Source organism: Photorhabdus thracensis (genome assembly GCF_001010285.1).
GTDB lineage: Bacteria > Pseudomonadota > Gammaproteobacteria > Enterobacterales > Enterobacteriaceae > Photorhabdus > Photorhabdus temperata.
In genome coordinates this window covers 2855554-2882173 of record NZ_CP011104.1, presented here as the reverse complement: position 1 = coordinate 2882173, position 26620 = coordinate 2855554, and the positions used below count along the sequence as shown (strand labels likewise).

The following is a 26620-nucleotide window of genomic DNA, read 5'->3' as shown; positions in this document are numbered from 1 at the left end:
AGAACAAACCTACTACATACTGAATGATAATGCTAATACTGAAGGCCTACAAGTTCAGACTAGAGCCAACTGAAGAACAGTCGCCGCGTTTGCAGCAGTTATGCGGGTGTGCTCGTTTTGTCTGGGATCACGGACTTCAGGTAACAAAACACATTCTGGATTCTGGCGGAAAACTTCCCTCCGCGTTTGAACTAAACCGCATGCTCACGGGGTGGAAAAAAACACCGGAATACGCCTTCTTACAGGAAGCTTACACCGATAACCTTCAGCAAAAACTTAAAGACTTACATGGGGCATGGCGGCGTTGCTTCGATAAAACACTGGCAGCGAAAGCGCCTGTATGGAAACGAAAAAATGACGGCAGGGATTCAATCCGGTTCGTCAATTTTGAAAAATATTGTCTCCTTGAAAATCGCCGAGTCAGGCTTCCTTCCGGGCTCGGATGGATAAAGTTCCGGCAATCGCAGGAGGTGAACGGCAAAATCAAAAATGCCACGATCAGCCAGTCAGCGGGTAAGTGGTATGTGTCGTTTCAAGTCGAGATAGAAGCCTCTGAGCCCCACCACGAATCAACAACAATGGTGGGTCTGGATGCCGGGATATCGAAACTGGCGACGCTCTCAGACGGTACGATATATGAACCGGTCAACAGTTTTAAAACCCGCCAGCACAAGCTGGCGACGCTCCAGAGACAGTTAAGCCGCAAAGTTAAGTTCAGCGCCAACTGGCAGAAACAGAAGCGAAAAATTCAGCGTCTGCACTCGCATATTGCCAATATTCGCCGCGATTACCTTCATAAGACCACCACGAAAATAAGCAAAAACCACGCGATGATCGTGATTGAAGATTTGAAGGTCAGTAACCTGTCGAAGTCAGCGAAAGGCACGGCAGAACAGCCCGGAAGGAACGTTCGGGCTAAATCAGGCTTAAATCGCGCGATACGGGATCAGGGCTGGTATGAAATGCGCCGTCAGCTAGAATATAAGCAGCTTTGGCGCGGCGGTCAGGTACTGGCAGTCCCTCCGGCATACACCAGCCAGCGGTGCGCATGTTGCGGTCATACAGCAAAAGAGAACCGCTTGTCACAGAGTAAATTCGTGTGCCAGGTGTGTGGATATACCGCGAACGCAGATGTAAACGGCGCTCGTAACATTTTAGCGGCAGGGCATGCCGTGCTTGCCTGTGGAGGGACGGAGCAATCAGGCCGCCCGTTGAAGCAGGAACCAGACGCAGAGCGATCAGCCGTCGCCCACTAACGGGGATCCCCCTCTTGAGTCACGAAGTGCGAAAGTGGGGGAGGATGTCAAGAACCGCTTTCCTGATCGGAGTAGCACATTCATCACCAAACACCCATTTTTTCAGTAAATCCGGCAATGTCTGATAGAGACGATCCACATTATTCATCCCGCCCCTGCGCCATCTGTTGCTTCTGATACTGCGAGACAATTCGCATCATTCGCCACCCGCACTTCCCGTCCAAGCAGAGCGGCAATATCCTTATCCAAAACCTGCCCGTCCAACCAGACAGAATTGGCATTCTTCACTTTTTGATTAAAAGGAGAAATCACGCCTGGAATGCCAATACCAACCGAACCTTTCTGCCCGGTTGCCTGCTCTGCATCAGTCACCAGACCCGCAATAGTTTGTAATGTTTTCTGATAATTATCTCTGGGGGTATCAACTCGTTTTCGAAAAAGCTCTTTCCCCTGCTTGCCAAGAGCAATCACTTCAATCTTCGTGCCACCCAAATCTACACCTATACGCATTAACTCACCTTTTATTCTGATATTTTGGCTGAAACAATTCATTACCCGCATCATTGCCTGAGTTAAACAGACAATCAAGGCTGGATTACCTGGATTATATTCAGGATAAATTGACACAAGAGACTAGGGCTTACCTCTGTGATTCGTTATCATGCGGACTTATGTTTGAGATGCTCACCGATTAAATGAGCAAAAATATGGGGTAACTTCAATGTTGTGGTTCAAAAATTTAATGATTTACCGTTTAAACCGGGAAATTTCACTTTCTGCGGATGAACTGGAAAAACAATTAAGTCCGTTAGCGTTCACCCCATGTGGCAGTCAGGATATGGCGAAAACAGGCTGGGTACCGCCAATGGGTTCTCACAGCGACGCTTTCACCCATGTTGCGAATAATCAAATCCTGATTTGTGCCCGTAAAGAAGAGAAGATGTTGCCTTCACCAGTTATCAAGCAAGCGCTACAAGCAAAAATTGAAAAATTGGAAGGAGAGCAGCATCGCAAACTTAAAAAAACAGAGAAAGACTCTCTGAAAGATGAGATATTGCACACCCTGCTGCCACGGGCATTTAGCCGTTTTAGCCAAACTTATATCTGGATCGATATAGCCAATAATCTGATCATTGTTGACGCCGCCAGTGCTAAACGGGCCGAAGATAATTTGGCATTACTGAGAAAAAGCCTCGGTTCTTTACCTGTTGTTCCTCTGACATTTAAAGATCCAATAGAATTAACCCTGACAGAATGGGTACGTTCCGGTGATCTGCCGGCGGGCTTTGCTTTAATGGATGAAGCCGAACTAAAAGCTATTTTGGAAGAAGGTGGGGTAATTCGCTGTAAAAAACAAGATCTGGTTTCTGATGAAATCGCCACCCATATTGAAGCCGGAAAATGTGTTACCAAGCTGGCTCTCGACTGGGAAGAGCGTATTCAGTTTATGTTGTCAGATGATGGTGCTTTCAAACGGATAAAATTCAGTGATACCCTGCGCGAACAAAATGACGATATCGATCGGGAAGATTATGCCCAACGGTTTGATGCTGACTTTATTTTAATGGCCGGTGAATTAAGTGCGCTGATTAAAAATACCATTGAAGCGCTGGGTGGTGAAGCGGAAAAATAACAGCAGCCCTTAAGCTATCTGCCGCTTTGGATTATTTTTCAGAGCGGCATCTTTATGCCTTCTCTTAATTTTATACTTTCATCAACAACAGTGGAATGCAGATTATGATATTTGATATCCCATTAGCCGAAAACTGGCAAGCAATAGAGCCTGAAAATCGTGGCTGGTCTAAAGATCAGAAATACCATATTATTGATAAACAAGGTAAACATCTGTTATTACGTTTGGCTGATATCAGCCAGAAAGATAAAAAACAGCAAGAATTTTTCTGGATGCAACAACTACTTAGCTATAATATTCCTATGTCTGAACCAATTAATTTTGGCATTTGCAACAACGGCCAAAGTGTTTATTCTTTACTAAATTGGATCGAGGGACAAGATGCTATTAATTGGCTGGAACAACATAATGAATAATTGCAATATGAAGCAGGTTTACAAGCTGGAAAGCATTTACAAAAAATTCATCAATTAGCAGCACCATCTCAAACCATTTCTCCCCGCCAAGAAGCAGAAAACATTTATCAGGAAAAACTGGCCAGATATGACCAATGTGAGCTCAAGATCCCCCATGAAGCAGACTTTATTGATTTCATAAAAGATAATTTCTCTCTGCTTGATAATATAAATCCAGTGTTCCTGCATGGGGATTATCATGTCGGAAATATGGTTATCGATGATAAACAAAAACTGTGGATAATTGATTTCAATCGCTATCGTTTTGGCGATCCGGCCAAAGAATTCAGCCGGATGATGGTATTTAGCCGATTACACAGCACAGCGTTTGTTCATGGGCAAATAGATGGCTATTTTGTAGGCAAGCCAAGCCAGGAGTTTTTAAAAAGAATCGCTTTTCATACTGCCTGCGACACTTTCTTTAGTTTACTTTGGGCACAATCATTTGGAGAAAAAGAAATTCAGAATTGCCTCAGCCGTATTAATATAATATGGCAAGATTATCAGGGAGTTAAGCTAACGACACCAGAGTGGTATAAGTTCTGACAACTGATGAAATAGAGTGTTTTCCTGTAAGTATAGTGCACGTATTTACAAATATAAGTAATTGGATTCATTACTATTGAATAACGCTTTTGAAGTATAATAGATAATTATTTATTGCCTTCAAAAGCGTTTTTTATTTGAAAATTTTATGGATTCAAGGTTGATTTATTTATCCTTTTCAAGGTGTTTATTTATATAACTTTGCATTATTTTTGATGACTGATTCAGATGTTCTAATATGGCGGAAATGATTTCCCATAACTTTAGATCAGCTGCATCATAATGATGGTTACTAAAACATCCTTTTATATTTTTAGCGTCACGGATAAGATGATTAATATTGTCTAATAATATTAGTGGTGCAAGATTAAGAAAGTTTCCTTGCAACTCATTGAATATTTTGTGAAATGATTCAAAATCATTCTTATCAATAGCATTTTTCAGCTTATCTATGTACTGCAATTTTTCTCTCATTTCCATTATATTTAACCTCTTTGTTTATTGTTGCATTAAGAATACTTTTATTATTCATCTTGCTCAGTATGCTCGTTTAAATAATCTTGTGCTCTTTTGGATACATAGTTTAAAAAACCAAGCGCTGTAGCAGTATCCCAAAAGTCTGGGTCAAAATCACTATAATAGAGAGCGTCAAAATCTTTCTCTATATCTTCTGAAGTATTAATAAAAGAGTTAATCTCTTCTATTAATCTTTTTATCATTTCCTGAGTTGCAACATTAAGAAAGCAATCTATGACTTCGTCCATAGTTTCTCCATACAGTAAGTCATAATCTTGGCAAAAATAAGCACCTACTAAGATGTCTAGAAATGGATATTGTCCGTTCATTATTTTTCCTGTAAATTTCAACTAATTACAGTATGCTGTTGATATATAAAGTAATTTTTATCTGGATTCGTAATAATTTAATTATTTATCTTTTTCAGGGTGTTCATTTAAAAACTCCTGCGCTCTTTTCGATACATAATTTAGAAATTCAAGTGCTGTCATACTCCATATTTCTGGGAGAACATCAGCATCATGATAGAGAAAATCAAATCTGTTCTCTACATTTTCGGATGTGTTAATAATAGAATCGATTTCTTCTATTAACCCTTTTATCATTCCTCGAGTTGCAACATTAAGAAAGTCATCTATAACATCATTAATCTCTGGCCCAGATATTATCGCATAGTCTTGATTAAAATAAGCATACATCAAAATATCTAGAAAAGGATACTGTTCGTTCATTAAATTAAATTTCCTTTTCTATTGTTACATTCAAGAACACTTAATATTTGTCTAAACAATCTTGTGTCTTTTTCAATACGTATTTTAAAAACTCAAGTGCTGTGGTATTCCATAGTTTAGGGCAGAAACTAGAACTATAATAGAGTACTTGAAAGTCTTTCTCTATATCTTCTGAATTCTGGATAAAAGACTCTATCTCCCCCATTAACTCTCTTTTCATCGCTTCACTTGCAGTATCAAGATAGTCATTTATGACGTCATCAAGTTCTGGGCCAGATATTATATCGTAATCTTGATTGAAATAAGCAAACATTAAACGATTGAGTTCCATTTTTTTCTCCATTGAATTCAATCTACTTGTTTATGATTTCATTAAGAATACTTTTGTTATTCATCTTGTTCAGTATGCTCGTTTAAAAAATCTTGTGCTTTTTTTGACACATGCTCTAAAAATTCAAGTGCTGTCATACCCCACACTTCCGGGAGAACGTCAGCATCAGAATATATAAAGTTAAATTTTTTTTCTATATCTTTGGAGTTACATATAAAAGAATGAACTTCCTTTATTACTTCTTTTTTCATATTATTGCTTGTGTGACTAAAAAAGTCATTTATAACATCATCAAGCTCAGGGCCAGATATTATGTCGTAGTCTTGGTTAAAATAGGCGTACATCAAATTATCTAGAAGTGGGTATTGTCTGTCCATTTTAATTTCCATAAGCTTTAATTGAATTTTGGGTATGCTGTTAATATATAATACGGTTGACCATTGTATTCCGAGATCGAAAAAACAACTCTAACTTTATATAATTTTTCTACATTTTGAGATCCCTTAGTAATTCCAAAACCAATAGATGTATTTGAAATATAATCTATAGTGAAATTTTTCTCTTTAGGAAGATTTTTCACTAAAGTAGTTATGCGTATTTGATTATCTTTTATGGCTTTTGAAATCACTTTCTCTGCTACATCTTGATTATAAAAAGTACTTGCTCTAGATATGCTTGGTAGCCTTTCCCTCAACTCCTGCTCCGATAACCCAACATGTTTAGCCAAAGTATGACCACCCGGTTTTAATCCAGTCTCTGACTCATGCTCAATTAATTTAATCCTGCCTACCCGAACAGAGGCAACTCTAACAGCTCCCACTATTGAAGCAAATGATAACGGTACAGCGATATCAACGGTAAGACCTATTTCAGACGCGGTATAGTCATCAGCACCAAATTCTTTTGCTAAATCTGCCGCCGCGCGATAAGTTTCCGTCATTGTTTCTCTGCCGGTTATCATTTGACTGGCAGAAGCATTCATTACATCAAGACTGTGTGCCCCGACAATAACACAGGCCGCTTTAGTGAGTGTGGTCGGGTCGGGTACCAGACAAAGACCGCCGGCACCAATAAGTTCAACCACCCCAGCGGCTAAACCCGCACCCCCTAATATTCGGTTACTCCAGGTTTCTTCTTCAGTAACGGTATTATCCGACAGAACCGCTGCCAACTGAACCGGCGAAAAAACAATGCGTAACCCATTTTCAGATTCTGAATCAACAGCATCATCAGTCAAATAATTGACGTTATTCATGGTTAATAGATCCTGTCATCCCAGAAGCTATAAGAACCTGTTGAACAAGCAAGATTGTTCCAGGTGATATTCTTGTAAGTAAAACAGATAACTTCTTGTGGTGTGCCTGAATTATTGTCTTTGGAGTGCGGATAATTGGATTTTATGCTGGATATAAAAGCATAGCCTAGCCTGATAGAATAGTATTTTTCTAACCCTCCGGTTGGCGATGTTCGGTACAATTCAAATAAACATTCCAGTTCTTCATTTTCAGAAAAACACTGCGCCAGTAAAGGCGAAGATTTATCGATAGGCTTTATTATCATGACCGGATGATGAGAAGCATGTTGCTCTCTGGTCATTAAATGTTGAAGAGTGTAAACGAAAATTTCATTTTCATGACCATGCTGGTAATTATTGCCTATGGAGTTTAAGGAGCCGCAACCCGCGGAGATTAAACCCTGTTTTTTACCTTTCAGTGTTAAATAAATCATATTTGCCATGTTGATCGCCCCTTATACTGTTTGTTTAATTCTTCTGTAGGGTGCGTGGAAAAATCAACCAAAAATTTATAAATTTAAGATAATTTACATTTGTCAGGAGAATGTAAGAAAGAAATCTGGCACAAAATATGATTGATACTATTAGTATAGTAAGGTTATTTATTTTATATATCAAATAGTTAGTTGTGATTGTATATTGATCTTTCTCTACAAAGATATGTATACAAGGACATTTTAAATTATGTGATTTCTATGAGATTTGAACATCAGAAAATACTCGGATTTTCAATTTCTATAGTTGTGAAAAAATCGAAGTACAAAAGGGAATAAAAAAACGTGAACATTTTTAAGAGTGATTGATGGGGTATCCGGGGATCGTATTGGTGGCAATGACGTATGATGAGTTGACATTCAGGTAGCATTCGGCAGTTGCCACCTGAACATTTTAAATTATTCTAAATACATACCATTAATCTGATAAAAAACCGCCATATCCAATATCCCAGTAACGTAAATGTAATGACATTAAGGGAACGTGATTTGAATCTTTTCCTTGCAGTTGCATAAATTAATGGCGATATAATCAGTAAGCATGTTGGTGCAAATAGATCGCGGTTATCATTTACAAGTGCTCTATAAGTCGCACACTTGTTATTTAAATCCTTACCAACTACGTAGTGTTCTTCTTCTAAATAGGACATCAAAAATATAAATAACGCGCAAAAAATGGCATAACTGATATTTAAAGCTAAGGCTATAGCTAATCTGCTCATTCTGAAATTCTCATTATTAAATGCATTGTCTTTTCTCTATTTCCACCAATAGTAAAATAGCGGTTTTTCCTTAGTGGGCGTACTTTATTATTAAGTTTCTTTGTATTGTGAATAAGCCGATTTATGTGCCCATAAATAACTTTGACTAGTTACATAATGTGAACTTTCGGCGTGCCATTTATAGCACATAAAGAACGTTGCATCAGAACTCAAGGATCCGCATTCATCTGCCGCATAGTAAGGATTTTTCATATGTCATTTCCTTTTCTTGAATAAATTTATCTATATCGGCACTCCGGTCGCCATTAACTTATCCTTAATAGTTCCAGTAAGTCGTATAACTCCAGTATATTCATAATTTTAATTCTGGGAAGAGGTTTTGTAACAAAAATGATTAAATCTGGGGTGAGCTGATAGTAGAAAATATAAAGATTTGAAAAATAGATAGTGTAGTAATCATCACCTCATTTGTAGTTTAAAGTAAAAGTTTCCGGCTGATATTAAAATTTTCAAGTTTCATATTTTCCTTATGGTTAGAATAAAAAGTGCCTATCTTGCTATAAATAGTATTGGTGTTTATGTTTCGCGAGTATTTTTTTCCCGCCAAAGGCTGGGAGAACAGCCAACTAATCGATTAAAAAAGCGGGCAAAATAGGCGGGATCTTTGAATCCAAGCTGATAAGCAACTTCAAATACCGCGCAATTACTGAATAGTAATAACCGTTTGGCTTCACGTAATTGACGGTCGAAAATTAATCGTTTAGGTGGGCGATTGGCAAACCGACGGCACATGTCTTTTAACCGCGATTCGGTAATTCCTAGCTTATAGGCATATTCCGGTACGGAAAGATGATTACGATAATAGTTGTCTATTAATTGGTTAAATCGCTGAAATAATCTAATTTCTCCCCGCATCCCATTAACGGGGTGGTCATCAAGGGGAATATTGCGCAATAGCAGGGTAAATAGCGCTTGCGCTAAAAATGTCAGTGATTGCGTCCGCCCGATAAAGTTATTGGATGATTCGCGGGCTATTAACGCCCAGTAATGGTTAAAAGCTTCCAGCTCTTCCGGTTTATCTGCGACAGATAAGCAAATAGCCGGAATATCCAGAATATCTTTGTTGGCAGGATAGAGGGATTCTAATAGCGGCAATATTAATTCCTGCCGCACGGTAAGTACATATCCATCACTGTCATCCTGAGTAAAGAAAGCATGAGGAACGGAGGGCGGCGTCAGGATAAACAGCGGTGCCTGTACAGAATAGTGTTGATCATCCAACTGCAATTCAATATGGCCGGTGATCAAAAAATGAAGCTGGAAGAAACCGTCATGACGATGAGCTTGCATATCACGACCGAAAAATGCAGCCATTCGGCCAAAAGTTTGGTAATGCACATCATCTGTGCCTTGGGTCTCATCATAATCTTTGCTGATATCAATATTGGCAATGATAGGCCCGGTCATAGGGGTTTTTCCTTTATTATTGAAAATTACGTTGTTGCTCTCGGTCTGAAATGTTTCATTGGGATCGCACAAATAATGGCTGCGCCAATGACCAGTAATCCGGCAACAAAATAGAGACCCGTATTAAAGCTCCCTGTCTGATCTTTCAGCCAGCCGATTAAGAATGGGCTGAGGGCTGAACCTATGTTACCTGTAGCGCTAATAACTGCAATGCCGATCGCTCTTGCGCGTAAGCTGATAGCTTGATCCGGTGTTGTCCAGAAGACCGCCATTGCGGTAAATGAACCGGTTGAAGCCATAATAATCCCAATCAACTGAATGAGACTGTGGTTGGTCAGTGAGGTCAATATCCAGCCCACGGCAGCGAACAAATAGGGCAGAGCAGTATGCATTTTACGTTCTTGTAACCGGTCTGAACGACGGCTCCAGTAAACCATCCCGATAATGGTACAAAACTGAGGAATGGCGGTCAGAATACCGATTGTGATGTTACTGCTGCCCTGATTGAAGCTTTGCACAATCTGTGGCGTCCAGATATTAATCGCGCTCAGTGTGTTGGTCAGACAGAAATAGGACAGGGTATACATCAGCATGATCGGCGTGAAAATTTCATACCATATACTGCGTTTTTGTATGGCCTGATGAGTTGATGAGCCTGCCGGTTGAGCCGGAGCAGGTTGGTCGTTATCCATCATCTCTTGTAAGCATTTTTTATCTTCATCGGTCAGCCATTTGGCTCGCTTTGGTGAATCATCAAGATAGAACCAAACAATAATTCCCAGTAATACCGAAGGAAAACCTTCTAGCAGGAATAGCCATTGCCAACCGTGAAGGTTCAGGAGGCCATCCATTGCCAGAATATAGCCGGAAGCCAGAGAGCCAAACGCCATGGTCACCGGCATTGCCACCATAAACAGCGCATTGGCACGGGCGCGATAGTAAGCCGGGAACCAGTAAGTCAGATAGAACAGGATACCCGGCACGAAACCCGCTTCAGCGATACCGACCAGCATACGCAAGATGTACAGACTGGTTGGTCCGGTGGCGAACATGGTGGCCGTGGAGGAGATCCCCCAGAGCACCATGATTGTGGCTATCCAGCGTCGCGCCCCGACAATACTGAGCATGATATTACTGGGAATACCGAAGATGACATAAGTGACATAGAACAGGGTTGCTGCCAGACCGAACATCGTCGCGTTCAGTCCAAGATCTTTGCCCATGGTCAGGCCGGCAAACCCGATATTAATTCGATCCAGAAACGAGAATACAAATAAGATAAACAGGAAAATAATCAGGCGACGGAATAGCTTGTTAATGACGGATTGCTGTTGTGCCGTTAGCTGTTTATGTTGACCCGCCGGGAGATCCGGCTGTTGCGCGGCAGTGGATGAAACGCTCATTGTCATTTTCCTTAATTTACTGTTTTATGTGTATTACGTTGTTTAGGAAATAAAAAGCTTATCGGGTAAATCGGTTGTTAATACTATGATTGCTGAGATTAATAAACACTGGATACAGGTGCTGCCGGAAGGTCTTTACCGGCGCCAAACCGTGCCGCCAGCGCTTCTGCCGCCCGAGCCAGTAACGTTGTGTCAATACCAACAGCGACAAACAACGCGCCGAGTTTCAGGTAATGTTCAGCAACATCAGGTGCTGACATCAGAATACCCGGTGCTTTACCTGCCGCTTTGATTTGAGCGATAGCCTGCTCAATCGCTGCCTTCACTTCGGGGTGATGTGGATTATTGGTAAAACCCATATTGGAACTGAGATCCGCCGGGCCGATAAAAACGCCATCCACACCGTCTACTTTAAGAATCTCCGGCAAGTTACGCAGTGCTTCACGGGTTTCTACCTGAACCAGAACGCATATTTCATCGTTGGCGTGATGCAAGTAATCAGGAATCCGGTTCCAGTGGGAAGCTCTTGCCAGAGCGCTGCCCACGCCACGAATACCCTCCGGTGGATAACGGGTGGCACGAACCGCTTCGTAAGCCTGTTCGGCGTTTTGTATCATGGGTATGAGTAAGGTTTGGGCGCCCACATCCAGCAACTGTTTGATGATCACCAGATCATTCCAGGGCGGGCGTACAACGGGATGGCTTGGATAAGGTGCGATTGCTTGCAATTGGTTCAGAATAGTCTGAACGTTGTTCGGCGCATGTTCGCCATCGATCAATAGCCAGTCGAAACCGGCTCCGGCCACTAATTCTGCACTGTAGGAACTGCAAAGCCCCAGCCATAAGCCGATTTGTGGGCGGCCTGCTTTTAATGCCTGTTTAAATTTGTTGGTTAATCGATCCATATTTTTCCCCCTTAAACGAAACGGCAACTGATGGAACCGAGTGGGCCGTAATCCACATGGAAAGTATCCCCTTTACGTGCCGGAACCGGGCGGGTAAAAGATCCGCCAAGGATGATTTGCCCTGCTTCAAGTTGAACGTCATGTGGTGCCAGTTTGTTTGCTAACCATGCAACACCGTTAGCTGGATGATTAAGTACCGCTGCTGCGACGCCGGATTCTTCAATCACGCCATTGCGATAGAGCAGGGCGCAGATCCAGCGCAGATCAAACTGGTCTGGCTTAATGGGACGGCCGCCTATAATCACACCGCCGTTGGCGGCATTGTCAGAAATCGTATCGAATACTTTGCGCGGGCGTTGGGTTTCCGGATCGATGTTGTGGCAGCGGGCGTCGATCAATTCCAGCGCCGGAATGACATAATCTGTCGCATTGTAAACATCAAACAGGGTGCAATTCGGGCCACGCAGCGGTTTTGCCAGGATGAATGCCAGTTCGACTTCAATACGGGGCACAATAAAGCGGTCGCATGGAATATCGCTGCCATCAGGGAAAAACATATCATCCAGCAGAGCGCCATAGTCTGGTTCGCTGATTTGTGAACTAGCTTGCATGGCTTTGGAGGTCAGGCCAATTTTGTGGCCTTTGAGTACGCGACCTTCCGCAATTTTCAAATTCACCCATTCACGCTGAATGGCATAAGCGTCGTCAATGGTGATTTCAGGGTGATCCAACGAGATCTGGCGTATTTGCTCACGACTTTTCTCTGCCTGATGCAGACGGTGTGCAACCTGTGATACGACTTCTTTCTGTAACATGCGGTTAAGCTCCTGTGTCCTCTATGCCACCAAAGCAGAGATATTTCACTTCCAGATAATCTTCGATGCCGTAACGCGAACCTTCGCGCCCCAGCCCTGATTGTTTAATGCCGCCAAATGGAGCGACTTCATTAGAAATTAAACCTTCATTGATGCCGACCATGCCGCTTTCCAGCGCTTCAGCCACACGGTAGATCCGGCCGATATCACGGGAATAAAAATAAGCCGCCAAGCCGAATTCAGTATCATTTGCCAGATGAATGGCTTCTGCTTCATCACGGAATTTGAAGAGGGGTGCGATAGGCCCGAATGTTTCCTCACGGGAGATAAGCATGGATTCAGTGACGTCAACCAGCACGGTAGGTTCGAAGAATAAACCGCCCAGAGCGTGTGATTTACCGCCAGCCAGTATGCGTGCACCATGAGAAACGGCATCACTGAGGTGTTCTTGCACTTTATCGACAGCTGCTTGATTGATCAGCGGGCCTTGCTGTGATTTGACGTCGCTGGCTGGGCCAACCTGCAACGTATTGACTGCTTGTGCCAAACGTTCTGCAAAGGTGTCATAAATGGTTTCCTGAACCAGGATACGGTTAGCGCAAACGCATGTTTGACCGCTGTTGCGGAATTTAGCGGTAAGTGCGCCCTGCACAGCGGCATCAATATCCGCGTCATCGAAAACGATAAATGGCGCATTGCCGCCCAGTTCCAGTGACAGCTTTTTCACGGTATCGGCGCTTTGGGCCATCAGTAATTTGCCGACACCGGTTGAACCGGTAAACGAGAGTTTGCGCACAATCGGGCTTTGGGTCATAACACCGCCGATAGCCTTAGCATCTTTTCCTGTGACAACATTCAGTACGCCAGCGGGGATGCCCGCTTGTTCAGCCAACGCGGCTAAAGCCAGAGCTGAAAGTGGTGTTTCTGCGGCAGGTTTCAGTACCACAGTACAGCCAGCGGCCAATGCCGGGCCAACTTTGCGGGCAATCATGGCATTAGGGAAGTTCCACGGCGTAATAGCAGCGACAACGCCGATAGGTTGTTTGATCGTGATGATCCGGCGACCGGGCTGCGGGCTTGGGATCGTTTCACCATAGGTACGTTTACCTTCTTCGGCAAACCACTCAATGAAACTGGCGCCATAAGCGATCTCTCCCATCGCTTCCGCCTGCGGTTTCCCTTGCTCCAGACTCAACAATTCAGCCAGAGCTTGTTGATTCTCCATCATTAACCGAAACCAGCGTTGCAGAAGCTGGCTGCGTTGTTTGGCGGTCATTGCTCTCCAGGCCGGCAGGGCTTGTTGAGAGGCGGCAATTGCCCGTTCTGTTTCCGCCGCGCCCATATTACTGACGTGTGCAATAACCTGGCCATTTGCCGGGTTAGTCACCTTGAATGTGACTTTGTTATCGGCATCGATCCATTGCCCGTTGATATAAGCCTGCTGGCGCAATAGTTCGGTATTCACATTATTTGTCATTGTTTTTTTCTCCTGAAAACACTTGGATGAGTTGCGTCTGTTGATGAGAAGGTGCCAGTAGCTGGCATAACCAACTCAACCCGGCGCAAACGGCCATCACAAGGGCCATAGCAAAAGGGGTTTCATCTTGTAGTAAAGAGACGGCAACGCTGGCGAGCGCCGCCATCGCGAATTGCGAAGAGATAGCGAGTGCGCTGGCGCTGCCGGCAAGTTGACCACGATGTTGAAGCAATAGGGAGAGGCCGTTAGTACCAATGGCATTAACCAGCGAGATTACTAGCATGACCAAAATAACGATAACAGTCAGATTTTGCTGATAAAAAATAACCAGCAAAATACCAAACAGTAATTGAGCGCTGGTTTGGATAAATAACAGACCGGAAAGGTTATAAAATTTCAGTAACCGAACATTGATCAGCACCATCACTATCATGCCCAGTGCATTACAGCCGAACAGTAATCCGTAGTAGTTCGCCGGAACCTGAAAGTAATTGATATAGACGAAAGGCGAACCACTGATAAAAGCGAACATGGCGGCGCAGGTGAATGACAATGTACCGATGGTTGCCATTGCTTCACGGTCAGCCAGCAATTTGCCGTAGTTTTTAAACGCGGTGATAAGTTTTCCGCCGTCATTATTGGCAGGCAGCGTTTCCGGCAACAAAAATAATAATAGTAACCCACTGATACAACCGACCAGCGTCAGCAAAATAAATATGGCCTGCCAGTTGAAATAGGTTAACAGTAAGCCACCGAGTAAGGGGGCGATAAGTGGCGCTATCATTGTCACCAGCGTCATCAGTGACAGCACTCGGGGTAATTCCGCAGGGCGATAGATATCACGGGCGATGGCTCGGGCCATAACAACCGCCGCGCCGCTGCCAAATGCCTGTAATGCACGCAGTAAAATCAAATGTTCAACTTGCGTTACCTGTGTACATAACACACTGGCGATGACGAATAACGCCATGCCACTGAGCAACAGCTTTCTGCGTCCTAAACGGTCGCTCAATGGGCCATATAACAGCATTCCAATGCAAAAACCGGCGAAAAATGCGCCCAGAGTATATTGCATCTGCCCTTGTGTCGCCTGTAGTTGCCTTGCCATTTCCGGCAAGGCTGGCAGGTACATATCAATCGACAAAGGCCCGAATGCCACCAGCGCACCCAATAACGGGATCAGCCAGCGCGGGGGATGTTGATTAAAGGGCTTCGGCATCACTATTCCTTACGAAACAAAGCGTGAACGTTGTTTTGTTTGTAGTTCAGTACCGGGTCCAATTCTTCCATCGAAAAAGAGAGGGCGAGGTAACGCTGTGCCATCAGTGAGGCAAAATGTTCTTTGATCAGGCTGAACAGCATCTCGCCAACCTGTTGACGACTTTCAAGGCTGCGTCCGGCGCCGATTTTTAGCGTCATATGGACGAAAGCGTAATCATGTTCACCGTCAGCCATGTGCCAGGTATCCAGCCAGACAGCACGGCTGCGTATTCCTGCTAATGGAAAAATGCCGGTATCCGCCAGTGCTTGATTCACTTTAGCAAACAGCGCTGGCAGATTGGCTTGTTCACGGATATTTTCCGTACATTCAGCATAAAAATGTGGCATAGGTGACTCCAAATCAGGCTGTGGCTTGCTCATCGGTAATGTCATCAGGCAACGGGAATACCGCGTTGACTTGCCCGGTACCGGAACTGGGGAACAGTTCGGTCAGGAATTCCACTTTACCGCCATATTTATCCCAACCGAGCAGGCCCAGCAGCATCACGGTATCGTGCATATTGCCTTCGCCGTAGCAGTAATCTGCATATTCCGGCAGCATCTTGCAGAACTCTTTGAATTTGCCCTCTTTCCAAAGCTGTACCACCCGGCGATCCATCTGTTCATCAAATTCGCGGGTGTAGCTGTTCATGCCCTCTTCTGCGCGCTGATCATCAATAAAGCGGTGAGAAAGAGAGCCACTGGCCAGCACCGCAACTGTGCCGTCATATTTCTCAATGGCTTTCAGAATGGCTTCCCCAAGATGACGACTGTCTTCAAAAGCATGAACAGTACAGAACGCGGAGATAGAGATGACTTTAAAATGTCGGTCACTATTCATGTAACGCATTGGTACCAGCGTGCCGTATTCCAGTGTCAGACTTGGGATTTCATGCGCTTGAGCACGAACCCCCATATTGCGTGCCTCTTCTGCGATCATTTGTCCCAATTCAGGGTTGCCGTCATATTCATAACTCATATCGCGGATGAAATGTGGCAATTCATTACTGGTGTAAATACCGGAGAAATGGTCGGCACAATTGATGTGATAGGCACTGTTTACCAGCCAGTGGGTATCAAACACGATAATCGTATCGACACCCATTTCACGGCAACGACGGCTGATCTCTTTGTGCCCGTCAATGGCCCCCTGACGGCAACCATGATGTTTTCCCGGCAGTTCAGAAAGATACATTGATGGCACATGTGTAATTTTGGCCGCTAACGCTAACTTACCCATAAAATCCTCATTTGATATCAGGACGGCGAACCGGAGTCCGCCGTGGTTAACGCTGATAAAACCGTTATACCCCCCAACGCGGGATTGGATGATCCCCCATAGAGATACAGACGTTTTTCACCTCTGCAAACACTTCAAAACTGTATTCACCGCCTTCACGACCGGTACCGGAGGCTTTCACTCCGCCGAATGGCTGGCGCAGATCGCGGACATTCTGGGTATTGACGAATACCATGCCTGCTTCAATATTACGGGCCAGGCGCAATACTTTGCTGACATCCTGAGTCCAGATGTAAGAAGCCAGACCATATTCCACGTCATTCGCTAGGCGCAGACCTTCTGCTTCATCTTTGAATGGTAACAGGCACGCGACGGGGCCGAAGATCTCTTCCTGTGCAACGCGCATACGGTTATCGACATCCGCCAGAACTGTTGGACGCAGGAAGTTGCCGCCTTTCAGGTGTTCCGGCAAATCATTGGGTTTATCTGGGCCACCGGCCAGCAGCGTTGCCCCTTCTTCAATACCCAGACGGATGTAACCGGAGACTTTTTCCCAATGCTGTTTGCTGATAAGCGCACCAACCTGCGTGCCTGGATCTTGTGGATCGCCAACCCGCAGACGATTCGCACGTTCAGCAAAACGTTGCACAAACTCAGGGTAGATGCTTGCTTGAATAAAAATGCGTGAACCGGCGGTACAACGTTCACCATTGATAGAGAAAATGGTGAACAGAGCGGCATCCAGCGCACGTTCAATATCGGCGTCTTCGAAGATCAGAACCGGCGATTTACCGCCCAGCTCCATGGAGTATTTTTTCAGGCCGGCATTTTTCATGATCTGGCGGCCGGTTGCGGTACCGCCGGTAAAAGAGACCGCCCGAACATCGTGATGTTTCACTAATGCATCACCGGCAGTGGCGCCGTATCCTTGCACTACGTTTAAAACACCGGCAGGGATGCCGGCTTCCAGCGTCAGTTCTCCCAGACGGTTTGCGGTTAATGGGGAGAGTTCTGACATTTTCAGCACAGCGGTGTTACCCAGCGCCAGACAAGGTGCGACTTTCCAGGTCGCGGTCATAAATGGCACATTCCACGGCGAAATCAGCGCACAAACACCGACTGGCTGCACCAGCGTATAGTTGAGCATCTTGTCGTCAACCGGATAGGTCCGGCCATTCATTTGCTGACAAATCTCAGCAAAGAAGTTGAAGTTGTGAGAAGCGCGTGGGATCAGGACATTTTGCGTTTGATGAATAGGCAAACCGGTGTCTTTGGTTTCCATTGCCGCGATTTCAGGCACATTCTCATCAATTAACTCACCCAAACGACGCATCAGGCGTGCGCGTTCTTTCATCGGCAGATCAGCCCATTTGGGGAAAGCTGCTTTTGCCGCGGCTACCGCTTGATCAATCTCTTCCTGACCACCGGAAGCCACTTCAGCCAGCACTTCACCGCTAGCCGGGTTGGTGGTTACAAAATACGCTTTACTGCTGACGTTTTTGCCGTTGATCCAATGATTAATCATCGTCATGACAGGCTATCCTCATATTCTTGCTGGCTGACAATATGGTTGACCAGACGTCCAACGCCTTCAACCTCAACAATAACTTCATCTCCCGGTACGACATCAGACAATCCTTTGGGTGTCCCGGTGGCGATCATGTCTCCCGGTTGCAGCGTCATAAAGTCGCTCAGATAGGCGATCAGGAATGGGATATCGAAGATCAGATCGGCGGTGGTGCCACGCTGACGCAGTTCACCATTGACCCAGGTGCTTAATGTCAGATTATGCGGATCCGAGACATCTTCTTTATCAATGATCCACGGGCCGATGGGGGTCAGGGTGTCGCGGCTTTTTACCCGGAGGTTAGGGCGATAATAGTTTTCCAGATAGTCACGGATCGCATAGTCGTTACAAACGGTGTATCCGGCAACGTAATCCATCGCCTGTTCTTTGGCGACTTTATGGGTGGTCTTGCCGATGACAACCACCAGCTCGGATTCATAATGCATGTATTCCACATTATCCGGGCGAACGGAAACCTGACGATGGCCGATCAGCGTATTGGATGCCTTGATAAAAACCAGTGGTTCTTCCGGTGGCTTAAATTCAAGCTCAGTGGCGTGATCGGCATAGTTCAGACCGAGGGCAAACAGGGTTCCATCTGCGGGTGGCAGCCATTGAACGGATCCACTGCTGACTCTGCTGCCATCCGGCAGGCAGACATTTTCCTGATCATCAACCGTCACATTCAGATCCTGACCCTGATAACGAACTTTTGCGTGTTTCATGCTTTTTCTCCTGCTTGCGCAACCCGATTCTCCAGAGATGGGAAACCTGCTGCCCGAATAACCACATTGTCACCTGGTTTGATGGAAACCCGTTGATGAGGAGTGCCAAGCAAGATCACATCACCTTCTTTCAGGGTGGCGAAATCACTTAATGCTGCGACTAATTCCGTTGCTGAACGCACTAGATCGGTTGTTGACCAGCGATCAACTTCCTGACCATTGATTTCAGTAATGATGTCCAGCGCATCAATTGATTCTGGATGGGTCATTTGACCTATAGGGCAAAAACCATCACGACATTTCGCTTTAATAGCCGGGCGATAGAACGCCGTTTCAGGCAGGCTGACTTCATTGGCTAATGCATAACCTGCGATATATTCGGCTGCGTTTTCAGCGGCAACTTTACGGGCAGTTTTACCTATCACCAGCGCCAGTGTTGCGCCACTCTGAACTTCTTCCCCTGCAGGATGGGGAATAACGTCACCGGAGGTGATAACGGTATTCCGTGGTTTGATAAACCATACCGGGGTCTTAGGCAGGGTGTTATAAGGTGCTTGCTGAAATGAGTCATGCCAGAAATCGACCTGGCTCTGATGGTTGAGGGCTACGGCGAAGACAGTGCCTTTCATTAACGACTCCTCTGGGCTTAAACAGACAGCTTTAAGATGTATTTATTAATATATTAATAAACCACAAATCGATTTGTTGCAATATGTTAATGTATTTGTTAATTTTAATTGTGATCTCAGTAACAATATCTCTGCTAAATTTGTTTTTTATCATTATTAATCAATATGTTAATATTTTTATAAATAAAATTATTACTATTGTATTAACTTTTTACTGACTTGGTTTTCAGGGTTTATTTTTGTTTACTTATTAATATTTTTATGATTTTTTCTTTGTGGTTGATGGAGTGACGTGCTAGTCTTTTTACTGTGGTTATAGTGACATAGACGCTCTCGACAGAGAGTAAATCAGTGATTAACTAAGATGAGAGCTTCCATTACCCATGCATGAATCTCTGACAATTGCATTACTTCAGGCGCGGGAAACTGCGATGGGTTTTTTCCGCCCAATCCTTAAGAGTCATAATTTGACTGAACAGCAGTGGCGTATTATTCGCGTGCTATCTGATAGCCGGTCAATTGATTTTTATGATTTATCCTGCCAGACCTGTATTCTTCGTCCAAGTCTGACCGGGATATTGACCCGCATGGAACGTGATGGATTGATTTTTCGTCTTAAACCGATGAATGACCAGCGCAAGCTTTATGTCTCTTTGACGCAGGATGGTCAGAAACTTTATGAAAAGGCGAAAGAGCAGGTGGAACAGGGATATCAGGCCATAGAAAAAGCCTTTTCGCCGGAGAAGATGGTTCAGCTTTCAGTATTGTTGGAGGAATTAATTGCTGTTGGTAAGAACTCACCGGGAAATAAGGATAAGGAAGTTAAATAAAAATCTTATTCAAAATTATGATGATGAATAATAGTAAAATTGCTGATCAGGGGTGGTATCAGCAATTATTATTTTGGGCTATTGAATAATCAGCGTTAATATTTCCTGTGGATAGATAATAAATTGCCCACGGAATACTGTACCTGCCAGATAATGAGGGGCGAGTGTTTCCCGCAACACTAATGTTATTGCATTATTTTCGAGGGACAGGGCAGTAATTTCAGCCGCTTCAAAGCCAAAGAACCGTTTTACTTGTGGATAAAGGGCTTTATACAAGCTTTCTTTCACCGAAAAGGCGAGGGTAAACGCCTGTTCAAAGGGTAAATGACCCTGTTTCAGGAGTTGAATTTCCCTGTCATTCACGATCATTGTTGTGAGTTCATCCATATTTTGACGGCTGACAATAGTTTCGATATCGACACCAATTAATCTGTTATTCGTTTGCGGTGCTGCCAGTACAATTGCACAATGAGCTGAATGAGAAACAGAACCGCAAATATCCTTAGGCCAGATTGGGGCGCGATCATTGCCTGAGATCAGATTAAACTCCGGTTGCCCTAATTGTGCTAAAAGTTGTCTGGCGCAATAACGTGCTGCCAGATATTCAGCCCGCCGCTTATTGACAGCTTTGGCTAACTGAGCTGGGAAGGGGAGGTCTAACTGTTCGAACAGTTCATCGTGATAATGTGACAGATCAAAACGGGCTTGCCAAAGATGTACCTGAGGATACTGAATAACGGTTCCATACTCGATTCGAGTGATAAAGCCATTGCCATATTCTGGCAGCGGTGCCTGAGCGGTGTGTATAACTGTCTGTTCCATGTTTATTATCCAGATAATGAAATATGCTACAGTCTATACTTAATATCACTCATATTGAATTGTAAAATGTGCTGTAGCGTTAGCTTCTCCACCTGTTATTTTATTATCAGTTTGGTAATAACGGGCGGTGAAAGGTAATGTATAGGTAGTGTTTGCTGTTGCATATCCGAAAACCAGCGGGTTTTCCAGAGAAACCGGTGTTGTTCCCATATATAAGATTTGTACACCAACTCCTTTAGCTGTATTTTTCCTATTTGGGTTATTTAATTGAATTACACTATCTGGTGCATAATTTACTTTTTCTCCTGAAAAAGTAATTTTTGGCTTAACATTTTCTGTACATTTGATTTCTATATTAAAACCTGCATTACCCGCAGTAGAGCCTATACCTTTAAATAAGGAACTGTTCACACTACCAAAATTTACCATTGACCTTGGGGTTGTTGTCGAGCAAGTTTGCGTTTTTATCGTATAGTTATTTTTAGTTTTTATTCTTATTAACTCTGTCCCTGCAAGTGTCTGTAATATAGCAATCTTTCTTGGCCTGAGTACTTTACCCGATGGCAACGTCCCTTCTTGGTAAAGATAAACACTGATTTTTCCTATATCTTTTAATGTCATTCCATCTTTATATTTATAAATGTAATTACTGCCGCTTGTTGTGGGTAATTTCATGTTTTCCTCTTCTCCAGAGGCAATAAGATAGAAATAGAGATTATCTATTCCTGTGGTTATCATACCTGTGCCATGAGGCGTATTTCCAGGTTTAGATGGATATATATCTCCCATAAAAATAAGCGGTTCTCCGGTTGGAGAGCAATCATGGGGATTAAGAAGTGGTGTATTTTCATTAATATTCATCAGTTGGGCGAGTTGCAATGGTCTAAACTCGCCAACAAGAATGCTTTTTTTCTCATTTATATTGGGATTAATGTTAATACTATTAAGTTCAATATCTAAGCTAATTTGTCTTGCATTTAATAAGCAGCGTGCGTATGTGTCTGTAATACTGAGTAATATTAATGTAAATATCGTGATTATCATTAAGTAGCGTTTCATATATATTCCAGTTGAGATTTATTCTTAATTACCGATAATTCAATGAAGCCAGAATAATGCTATTATCTTTCTGATATAATTTACTGATGAAATTAATATGGCAGATTTATTTGTCGTATAAATCTGCTTTTAATTCTTGGTTAACACGACTGTGGAAAGTTTATCTTTTTATATGTTAGCACAATGTTAATATGCTAATCTCAATAGAGAAAATTGTAAAGCTATTTATATTCAATTGTAAAATGTACTGTGGCGTTAGCTTTTCCTCCAGTTATTGTTTTATTGGTTTGATAATAGCGGGCAGTAAGTCGTAAATAATAGAGATCTTTTTCACTTCCCCATTTAGCTATAGGGATACGTGTGTTCATATAAACAGGTCTATTTTCATGTAACAATTGAACACCAATACCGTTAGCTGTATTTCCATCGCCGTATTGATGTAATTTAATAATGTTATTTAGGCTTGAGCTCACGACTTCGCCTGAGAAACTAATATCAGGGATATTTTCATCTTTACATTGAATCGCAATATAAAAACTATTATCACCGGCTGTAGAACCTTCTCCTTTAAATGCAGAAGAGTGAATCTTTCCTAACTTTATTTCTTGATAGGGTGTTGATGTCATGCAGCTTTTACTGCCAATGATATTATCTTTGTTATATATGATATTTATTAATTTTTTACCATCATCTGTTGATAAAGAAGATATTAGCCCTTTTTTTAGTGTGGAGCCTGATCGGATATCTCTTTCTTGAGTAAGCTTAATTTTTATTTTCCCGATATCTCTTAAAGTTATTTTTTTATTGATACCATCATGAGAACTACCATTTCCATCATAAGATACGACAAAATATAAATTATCTACACTTGTATTTATCCAGCCACTATCTTTGTATGGTATTATTTCACCTGATTTTGTTTTATGAACTATATTTTCATTATTATCACAGATAGCAATAGTTGCATCGGCTTTAATTCCCATTTTGTTAGCCAGCTCCATTGGGCCATACTCAGCGATGGTAATAGGTCTTAGAGTGTTAAAGTCTGCATTGATAATTTCATTTATATTAACATTTAAGTCAATAGCCTTAAATTTTTTGTTTAATGTACATGTGGCAATTGATTCTGTAATATTGAATAGCGTCAATATTAATATTGCCAGTGTAACTAATTTATTTTTCATATTGTTCCGGGATAAATATTATTTTAGTTACTGACAACTCAATGAAGCCAGAATGATACCATTATTTTTCTGATATAATTTACTGTCGAAATTAATATAACAGCTTTGTTTATCGCCTAAATCAGCTTTTAATTCTGCTGTGTCACTCACACCGCTAAGGAAGACTTCACTTCTTTCATTCACCATACCATTGACGCCATTTTTACTAGTGATTACCGTTCCGAAAGGGAGTTTTTTACCTTTATGCTGTAAAGTTAAAAATACTCTATGACCAACGCGAATAGAATAATCCGCCAGTACCAATGCGCCTTTCGTTGGAATAACTTTAGCCGTCGGGTTGTCAATATCGACGTCATCACTGAATGTATTTGTATCAAGAGATAACGAGTTTTCCCGATATTGCGATATATAAGGAACAACGGTATATCCCCGCCAGTCTGTACTGATAGAAGTATTATTAAGAACTTTTGCGTTGACTGCCCCAGGGGCGCGAATTAAGGCACTGGCACCGCTTTCGCTGATATTTTGAGCCAGTGTAACGCCATAGGGATGTGCAATAATTGCACCCTCTAATCCATAATTAATACGTTGATTTTTACCATGATCCGTGGTGTAACCGGCATTAATTGAACCATATGAGCCTCTATAATGCAGGCTGGCGGCATTACCTGATTCTTTTTCTTTCTCTGATTTTTCGTAACTGTAATCCTGAGAAATCGTATAGCTCAGATTTTGTTGTTCCAGTAAAGAGCCGGATAATGTCATTGAATGCTGGCTGTCACCGTTTGTATTATAAGAGGTGTTATAATCTACGGTTGCACTGTGATTACCTGATGGCAGCCATTTGTCCAGAGGAACACTGACATTGAGTGAAAAAACCTGGTCATTATTAATTTTTGAGCGATTACGGTGGTAGTTATAACCCAGTGATAAAGAGATATCATGGATACTGGTGTTATAAGACATAGAATATGACTGATTCTTGCTGGTTTTATCTTGCCAGTAATCTTGTTGCCAGGCAGATAATGAAAAACTGCCATATTGACCTAAATTCTGGTTCATTGTTATTTGAATCCGATTTTTTGGCGCACTATTTCGGTGGTTATCAGTAAATTGGTGGTTATTATTGGCATCGCTAAAGCTGTAATAACCATTGGTATTATAGCGATAGCCCGCTAATGTCACTGTTGTATTGGTTGCGGTAAAACCTTTGTTGTAACGTATTTGATAAGACTGGCCGGTTTTCTTTTCTCCGGTTGGGAAATGCGTTTTTGCATTTGTCACATCTATTGACACCGCACCAAATGAGCCGAGATTATGCCCTAAGCCTAATGCACTGCCTAAATAGTCAGGAGAAATAATGGCGCCACCATAAATAGTGGTGCTGTCCCATAGCCCGTAAATTGTCTCTATCTGAATAAACCTTTTTTTACTGGTTTGTTTGCCGCCACTGAATTTACCGAGATTAACCAGGTATTTCATTTGACCTTCACGGATCATCAACGGTGAATTAGAAAAGGGCTGAGTAAATTTCCTGACTTTGCCATTTTCTTCATAAATGGATACTTCCAGATCGCCATTAAGGTTGCTGGGATAAATATCGGTAATTTCAAAGGCGCCCGGTGGAACAAAAGTTTGATAAATAAGATTATCTTTCTGATGGACTTCTATCCTGGCGTGAGTCATGGCAATACCGCGAACAACAGGGGCAAACCTTTGCTGGCTATCTGGCAGCATTTGGCTATCAGACATCAATTTAACGCCATTAAAAGTAAAACTATCGAATACCATACTGTCGGTTGATGTTTCACCCAATACCAGACGGGATCTTAATGGACGAATATCCCGTTCAGCGTAGGCTTTAAGTGATTTCCATTCAGATGTTGTGTTATTACGGCTGTAATAACTACTATGGCGAACACGCCACGGACCTAAATTAACACCACTGCGTAAATTCAGATATTGATTCTGTTCACGTTGATTTTTATTCCAGGATTGCATTCCTGTCAGATGATAATTGGTGAAAAACATGGGTAAACCATCATTCCATTGATCAGGAGAGATATCGCCCCTGATTTGTGATTTCATTGCCGCCTGAGGAAAATTCAGGTGCAAAATAAGCTGGCTTAAATCCAGCTCTGTTGATGCCTGTTTGATATATTTCTCTGGTTGAGAAATGATTTCTTGTTCAGAAAGTGACGCTAATTCAGGAAAGCTTTCTGTTTTTACCCCGATTTCCTTTAGTAAGCTGACAGATAGCTCAGGGCAAAGTTTATCTCCACACTCAATAAAGGAGAGATTTTTAATGCCGATATCTTTTTTGTTGACAATAACATTCACTTTATAGATGCCTGGAATGTGAGAATCTGTCTTTGCCAGGCTATCCAGGTTAATATTTTCTCGGTCTTCATCTGATAATTGTAATGCATTGATATCAAAGTACAGCTCTGCATATACTGGTAATGATAAACAATAAGCAATTAACGCAAAGCTGATTATCTTTTTCACAATACTCTCATCAGATTATTTTATTAGAAACTAAACAAGCGCTCTTCTGTTGTACCACCGTAGTCATTAATAGCAGTCAGAGTCACACTTTTTATACTACTTTTGGTTGGAAATACCTTATCGCTAAAGGGCGGGATAAATCCGGGTTTATCGATTAATTTCCCATCAATTTTCATCTCATTAAGATTAACGTAATAGGCCGTGGGGTTGGTTAACTGAATGCCATTGGTATTACGTGATATTTCTAAACGATTGATTGCATTATTAGCTTCATTATCAGATAGCCCGGTTGGACGATAAATCAGTTTGATAATATTTTTTATCGTGATGATCATTTTGCTGTTGTCATTTTTTTCCACTGCTGGAATTGCATTGACATTCAGTAAAAATATCGATTCCCGATCTGCTGGTAGATGATTACCGATATATGAAACACGGATCTGATGTTCGCTCTCTTTCGACACCTTAAACAGTGGTGGAGTGATAACAAACGGTACTTTGTTTTGACTGTTATCGATATTATCTACCCACGACTGAACAAGATAAGGTCTTTCTGTATCCGAGTTTGTGATAGAAATAGTGGCTTCTTTTTGTGAGCCATTATAGATAAGGCGAGTTCCACCTAAAGTTATTCCTGCTTGTGCCTGAAATACAAATATGGCAAGAATAAATGAAATAATAATACGAAACATTTTTGTTCCTTAAACTAAAAATGACTCACAGGATGTGAGGTAAATATTTATGTATTAAC

At 42.5% G+C, this 26620-nt stretch carries 28 protein-coding genes and 2 pseudogenes; 4 read left to right on the top strand and 26 right to left on the bottom strand.

Translation table 11 applies throughout. From position 1 onward, the window contains the following. The first annotated feature begins 29 nt into the window (after positions 1-29). Positions 30-1256, top strand: coding sequence for an RNA-guided endonuclease InsQ/TnpB family protein (locus tag VY86_RS12610; RefSeq protein ID WP_046975195.1), 1227 nt, complete (start codon positions 30-32; stop codon positions 1254-1256). 19 nt (positions 1257-1275) lie between these two features. Here VY86_RS12610 and VY86_RS26220 read toward each other — a convergent pair whose 3' ends face one another. Together VY86_RS26220 and VY86_RS12605 are read right to left on the bottom strand one after the other, a co-directional pair. After that, positions 1276-1404: a hypothetical protein gene (locus VY86_RS26220; RefSeq protein WP_267481884.1), complete on the bottom strand. Its 129-nt coding sequence runs from the start codon at positions 1402-1404 to the stop codon at positions 1276-1278. Continuing rightward, positions 1404-1766 (bottom strand): annotated as a pseudogene (locus tag VY86_RS12605) (ROK family protein); the annotation flags it as partial. The gene VY86_RS26220 and the pseudogene VY86_RS12605, both read right to left, overlap by 1 nt. Positions 1767-1977: 211 nt before the next feature. Here VY86_RS12605 and rdgC point away from each other — a divergent pair. Then, positions 1978-2889, top strand: coding sequence for a recombination-associated protein RdgC (gene rdgC / locus VY86_RS12600; protein WP_046975194.1), 912 nt, complete (start codon positions 1978-1980; stop codon positions 2887-2889). 95 nt (positions 2890-2984) lie between these two features. Beyond that, a pseudogene (locus tag VY86_RS26685) lies at positions 2985-3890 on the top strand (aminoglycoside phosphotransferase family protein). A gap of 165 nt (positions 3891-4055) precedes the next feature. Here VY86_RS26685 and VY86_RS12590 read toward each other — a convergent pair. From VY86_RS12590 to VY86_RS12505, 19 genes are all read right to left on the bottom strand, one after another. Further along, the gene (locus tag VY86_RS12590) at positions 4056-4370 is read right to left on the bottom strand and encodes an F-box protein (RefSeq protein WP_046975193.1); all 315 of its coding nucleotides are present in this window, start codon (positions 4368-4370) and stop codon (positions 4056-4058) included. A gap of 44 nt (positions 4371-4414) precedes the next feature. Beyond that, a complete protein-coding gene (locus VY86_RS12585) occupies positions 4415-4735 on the bottom strand; it encodes a contact-dependent growth inhibition system immunity protein (RefSeq protein WP_046975192.1) in 321 nt (106 codons plus the stop codon). A gap of 81 nt (positions 4736-4816) precedes the next feature. Then, positions 4817-5137, bottom strand: coding sequence for a contact-dependent growth inhibition system immunity protein (locus VY86_RS12580; protein ID WP_046975191.1), 321 nt, complete (start codon positions 5135-5137; stop codon positions 4817-4819). A gap of 40 nt (positions 5138-5177) precedes the next feature. Next, positions 5178-5468 (bottom strand): contact-dependent growth inhibition system immunity protein, encoded by a 291-nt coding sequence (locus VY86_RS12575; protein WP_021324254.1) that lies wholly within the window; start codon positions 5466-5468, stop codon positions 5178-5180. 56 nt (positions 5469-5524) lie between these two features. Then, positions 5525-5845, bottom strand: coding sequence for a contact-dependent growth inhibition system immunity protein (locus VY86_RS12570; protein ID WP_046975190.1), 321 nt, complete (start codon positions 5843-5845; stop codon positions 5525-5527). A gap of 17 nt (positions 5846-5862) precedes the next feature. After that, on the bottom strand, positions 5863-6723 hold the full coding sequence (locus VY86_RS12565) for an RNase A-like domain-containing protein (RefSeq protein ID WP_046975189.1): 861 nt from the start codon (positions 6721-6723) through the stop codon (positions 5863-5865). A 2-nt stretch (positions 6724-6725) separates the two neighbouring features. Then, positions 6726-7205 (bottom strand): Hcp family type VI secretion system effector, encoded by a 480-nt coding sequence (locus VY86_RS12560; protein WP_021324256.1) that lies wholly within the window; start codon positions 7203-7205, stop codon positions 6726-6728. Between the two features lie 455 nt (positions 7206-7660). After that, positions 7661-7906, bottom strand: a complete 246-nt coding sequence (locus VY86_RS23475; protein WP_228940249.1) for a YjeO family protein — start codon at positions 7904-7906, stop codon at positions 7661-7663. Positions 7907-8554: 648 nt separating this feature from the next. After that, complete coding sequence (gene hpaA, locus VY86_RS12555; RefSeq protein WP_046975188.1) at positions 8555-9445, bottom strand: 4-hydroxyphenylacetate catabolism regulatory protein HpaA; 891 nt, start codon at positions 9443-9445, stop codon at positions 8555-8557. 26 nt (positions 9446-9471) lie between these two features. Beyond that, positions 9472-10848 carry a 4-hydroxyphenylacetate permease gene (gene hpaX / locus VY86_RS12550; protein ID WP_046975187.1) on the bottom strand — a complete coding sequence of 459 codons (1377 nt, stop codon included), beginning with the start codon at positions 10846-10848 and terminating at the stop codon, positions 9472-9474. A gap of 98 nt (positions 10849-10946) precedes the next feature. Next, entirely contained in the window at positions 10947-11753 is an 807-nt protein-coding gene (gene hpaI, locus VY86_RS12545) for a 4-hydroxy-2-oxoheptanedioate aldolase (RefSeq protein WP_046975186.1), read from the bottom strand. An 11-nt stretch (positions 11754-11764) separates the two neighbouring features. Further along, positions 11765-12568 carry a 2-oxo-hept-4-ene-1,7-dioate hydratase gene (gene hpaH, locus VY86_RS12540; RefSeq protein WP_046975185.1) on the bottom strand — a complete coding sequence of 268 codons (804 nt, stop codon included), beginning with the start codon at positions 12566-12568 and terminating at the stop codon, positions 11765-11767. Positions 12569-12572: 4 nt separating this feature from the next. Then, on the bottom strand, positions 12573-14045 hold the full coding sequence (locus tag VY86_RS12535) for an NAD-dependent succinate-semialdehyde dehydrogenase (protein WP_046975184.1): 1473 nt from the start codon (positions 14043-14045) through the stop codon (positions 12573-12575). Continuing rightward, the gene (locus VY86_RS12530) at positions 14035-15264 is read right to left on the bottom strand and encodes a Bcr/CflA family multidrug efflux MFS transporter (protein WP_082111231.1); all 1230 of its coding nucleotides are present in this window, start codon (positions 15262-15264) and stop codon (positions 14035-14037) included. Before VY86_RS12530 ends, VY86_RS12535 begins: the two co-directional genes overlap by 11 nt. Before the next feature lie 2 nt (positions 15265-15266). Then, the gene (locus VY86_RS12525) at positions 15267-15653 is read right to left on the bottom strand and encodes a 5-carboxymethyl-2-hydroxymuconate Delta-isomerase (RefSeq protein WP_021324262.1); all 387 of its coding nucleotides are present in this window, start codon (positions 15651-15653) and stop codon (positions 15267-15269) included. Positions 15654-15666: 13 nt separating this feature from the next. Continuing rightward, positions 15667-16545 carry a 3,4-dihydroxyphenylacetate 2,3-dioxygenase gene (gene hpaD / locus VY86_RS12520; RefSeq protein ID WP_046975183.1) on the bottom strand — a complete coding sequence of 293 codons (879 nt, stop codon included), beginning with the start codon at positions 16543-16545 and terminating at the stop codon, positions 15667-15669. Positions 16546-16609: 64 nt separating this feature from the next. After that, positions 16610-18076 carry a 5-carboxymethyl-2-hydroxymuconate semialdehyde dehydrogenase gene (gene hpaE / locus VY86_RS12515; protein ID WP_046975182.1) on the bottom strand — a complete coding sequence of 489 codons (1467 nt, stop codon included), beginning with the start codon at positions 18074-18076 and terminating at the stop codon, positions 16610-16612. After that, entirely contained in the window at positions 18073-18837 is a 765-nt protein-coding gene (locus VY86_RS12510) for a fumarylacetoacetate hydrolase family protein (RefSeq protein ID WP_046975181.1), read from the bottom strand. Before VY86_RS12510 ends, hpaE begins: the two co-directional genes overlap by 4 nt. After that, on the bottom strand, positions 18834-19466 hold the full coding sequence (locus VY86_RS12505) for a fumarylacetoacetate hydrolase family protein (RefSeq protein ID WP_046975180.1): 633 nt from the start codon (positions 19464-19466) through the stop codon (positions 18834-18836). Before VY86_RS12505 ends, VY86_RS12510 begins: the two co-directional genes overlap by 4 nt. 383 nt (positions 19467-19849) lie before the next feature. Here VY86_RS12505 and hpaR point away from each other — a divergent pair, with 383 nt between their 5' ends. Then, positions 19850-20296, top strand: a complete 447-nt coding sequence (gene hpaR, locus VY86_RS12500; protein WP_046975179.1) for a homoprotocatechuate degradation operon regulator HpaR — start codon at positions 19850-19852, stop codon at positions 20294-20296. Between the two features lie 78 nt (positions 20297-20374). Here hpaR and VY86_RS12495 read toward each other — a convergent pair whose 3' ends face one another. From VY86_RS12495 to VY86_RS12475, 5 genes are all read right to left on the bottom strand, one after another. Then, complete coding sequence (locus tag VY86_RS12495; protein WP_052760832.1) at positions 20375-21118, bottom strand: 4'-phosphopantetheinyl transferase family protein; 744 nt, start codon at positions 21116-21118, stop codon at positions 20375-20377. Positions 21119-21163: 45 nt separating this feature from the next. After that, on the bottom strand, positions 21164-22177 hold the full coding sequence (locus VY86_RS12490) for a fimbrial protein (RefSeq protein WP_046975178.1): 1014 nt from the start codon (positions 22175-22177) through the stop codon (positions 21164-21166). A 221-nt stretch (positions 22178-22398) separates the two neighbouring features. Then, entirely contained in the window at positions 22399-23361 is a 963-nt protein-coding gene (locus tag VY86_RS12485; protein WP_046975177.1) for a fimbrial protein, read from the bottom strand. Between the two features lie 27 nt (positions 23362-23388). Beyond that, positions 23389-25869: a fimbria/pilus outer membrane usher protein gene (locus tag VY86_RS12480; protein ID WP_046975176.1), complete on the bottom strand. Its 2481-nt coding sequence runs from the start codon at positions 25867-25869 to the stop codon at positions 23389-23391. 23 nt (positions 25870-25892) lie between these two features. Continuing rightward, positions 25893-26561 (bottom strand): fimbrial biogenesis chaperone, encoded by a 669-nt coding sequence (locus tag VY86_RS12475; RefSeq protein WP_046975175.1) that lies wholly within the window; start codon positions 26559-26561, stop codon positions 25893-25895. Positions 26562-26620: the final 59 nt, after the last annotated feature.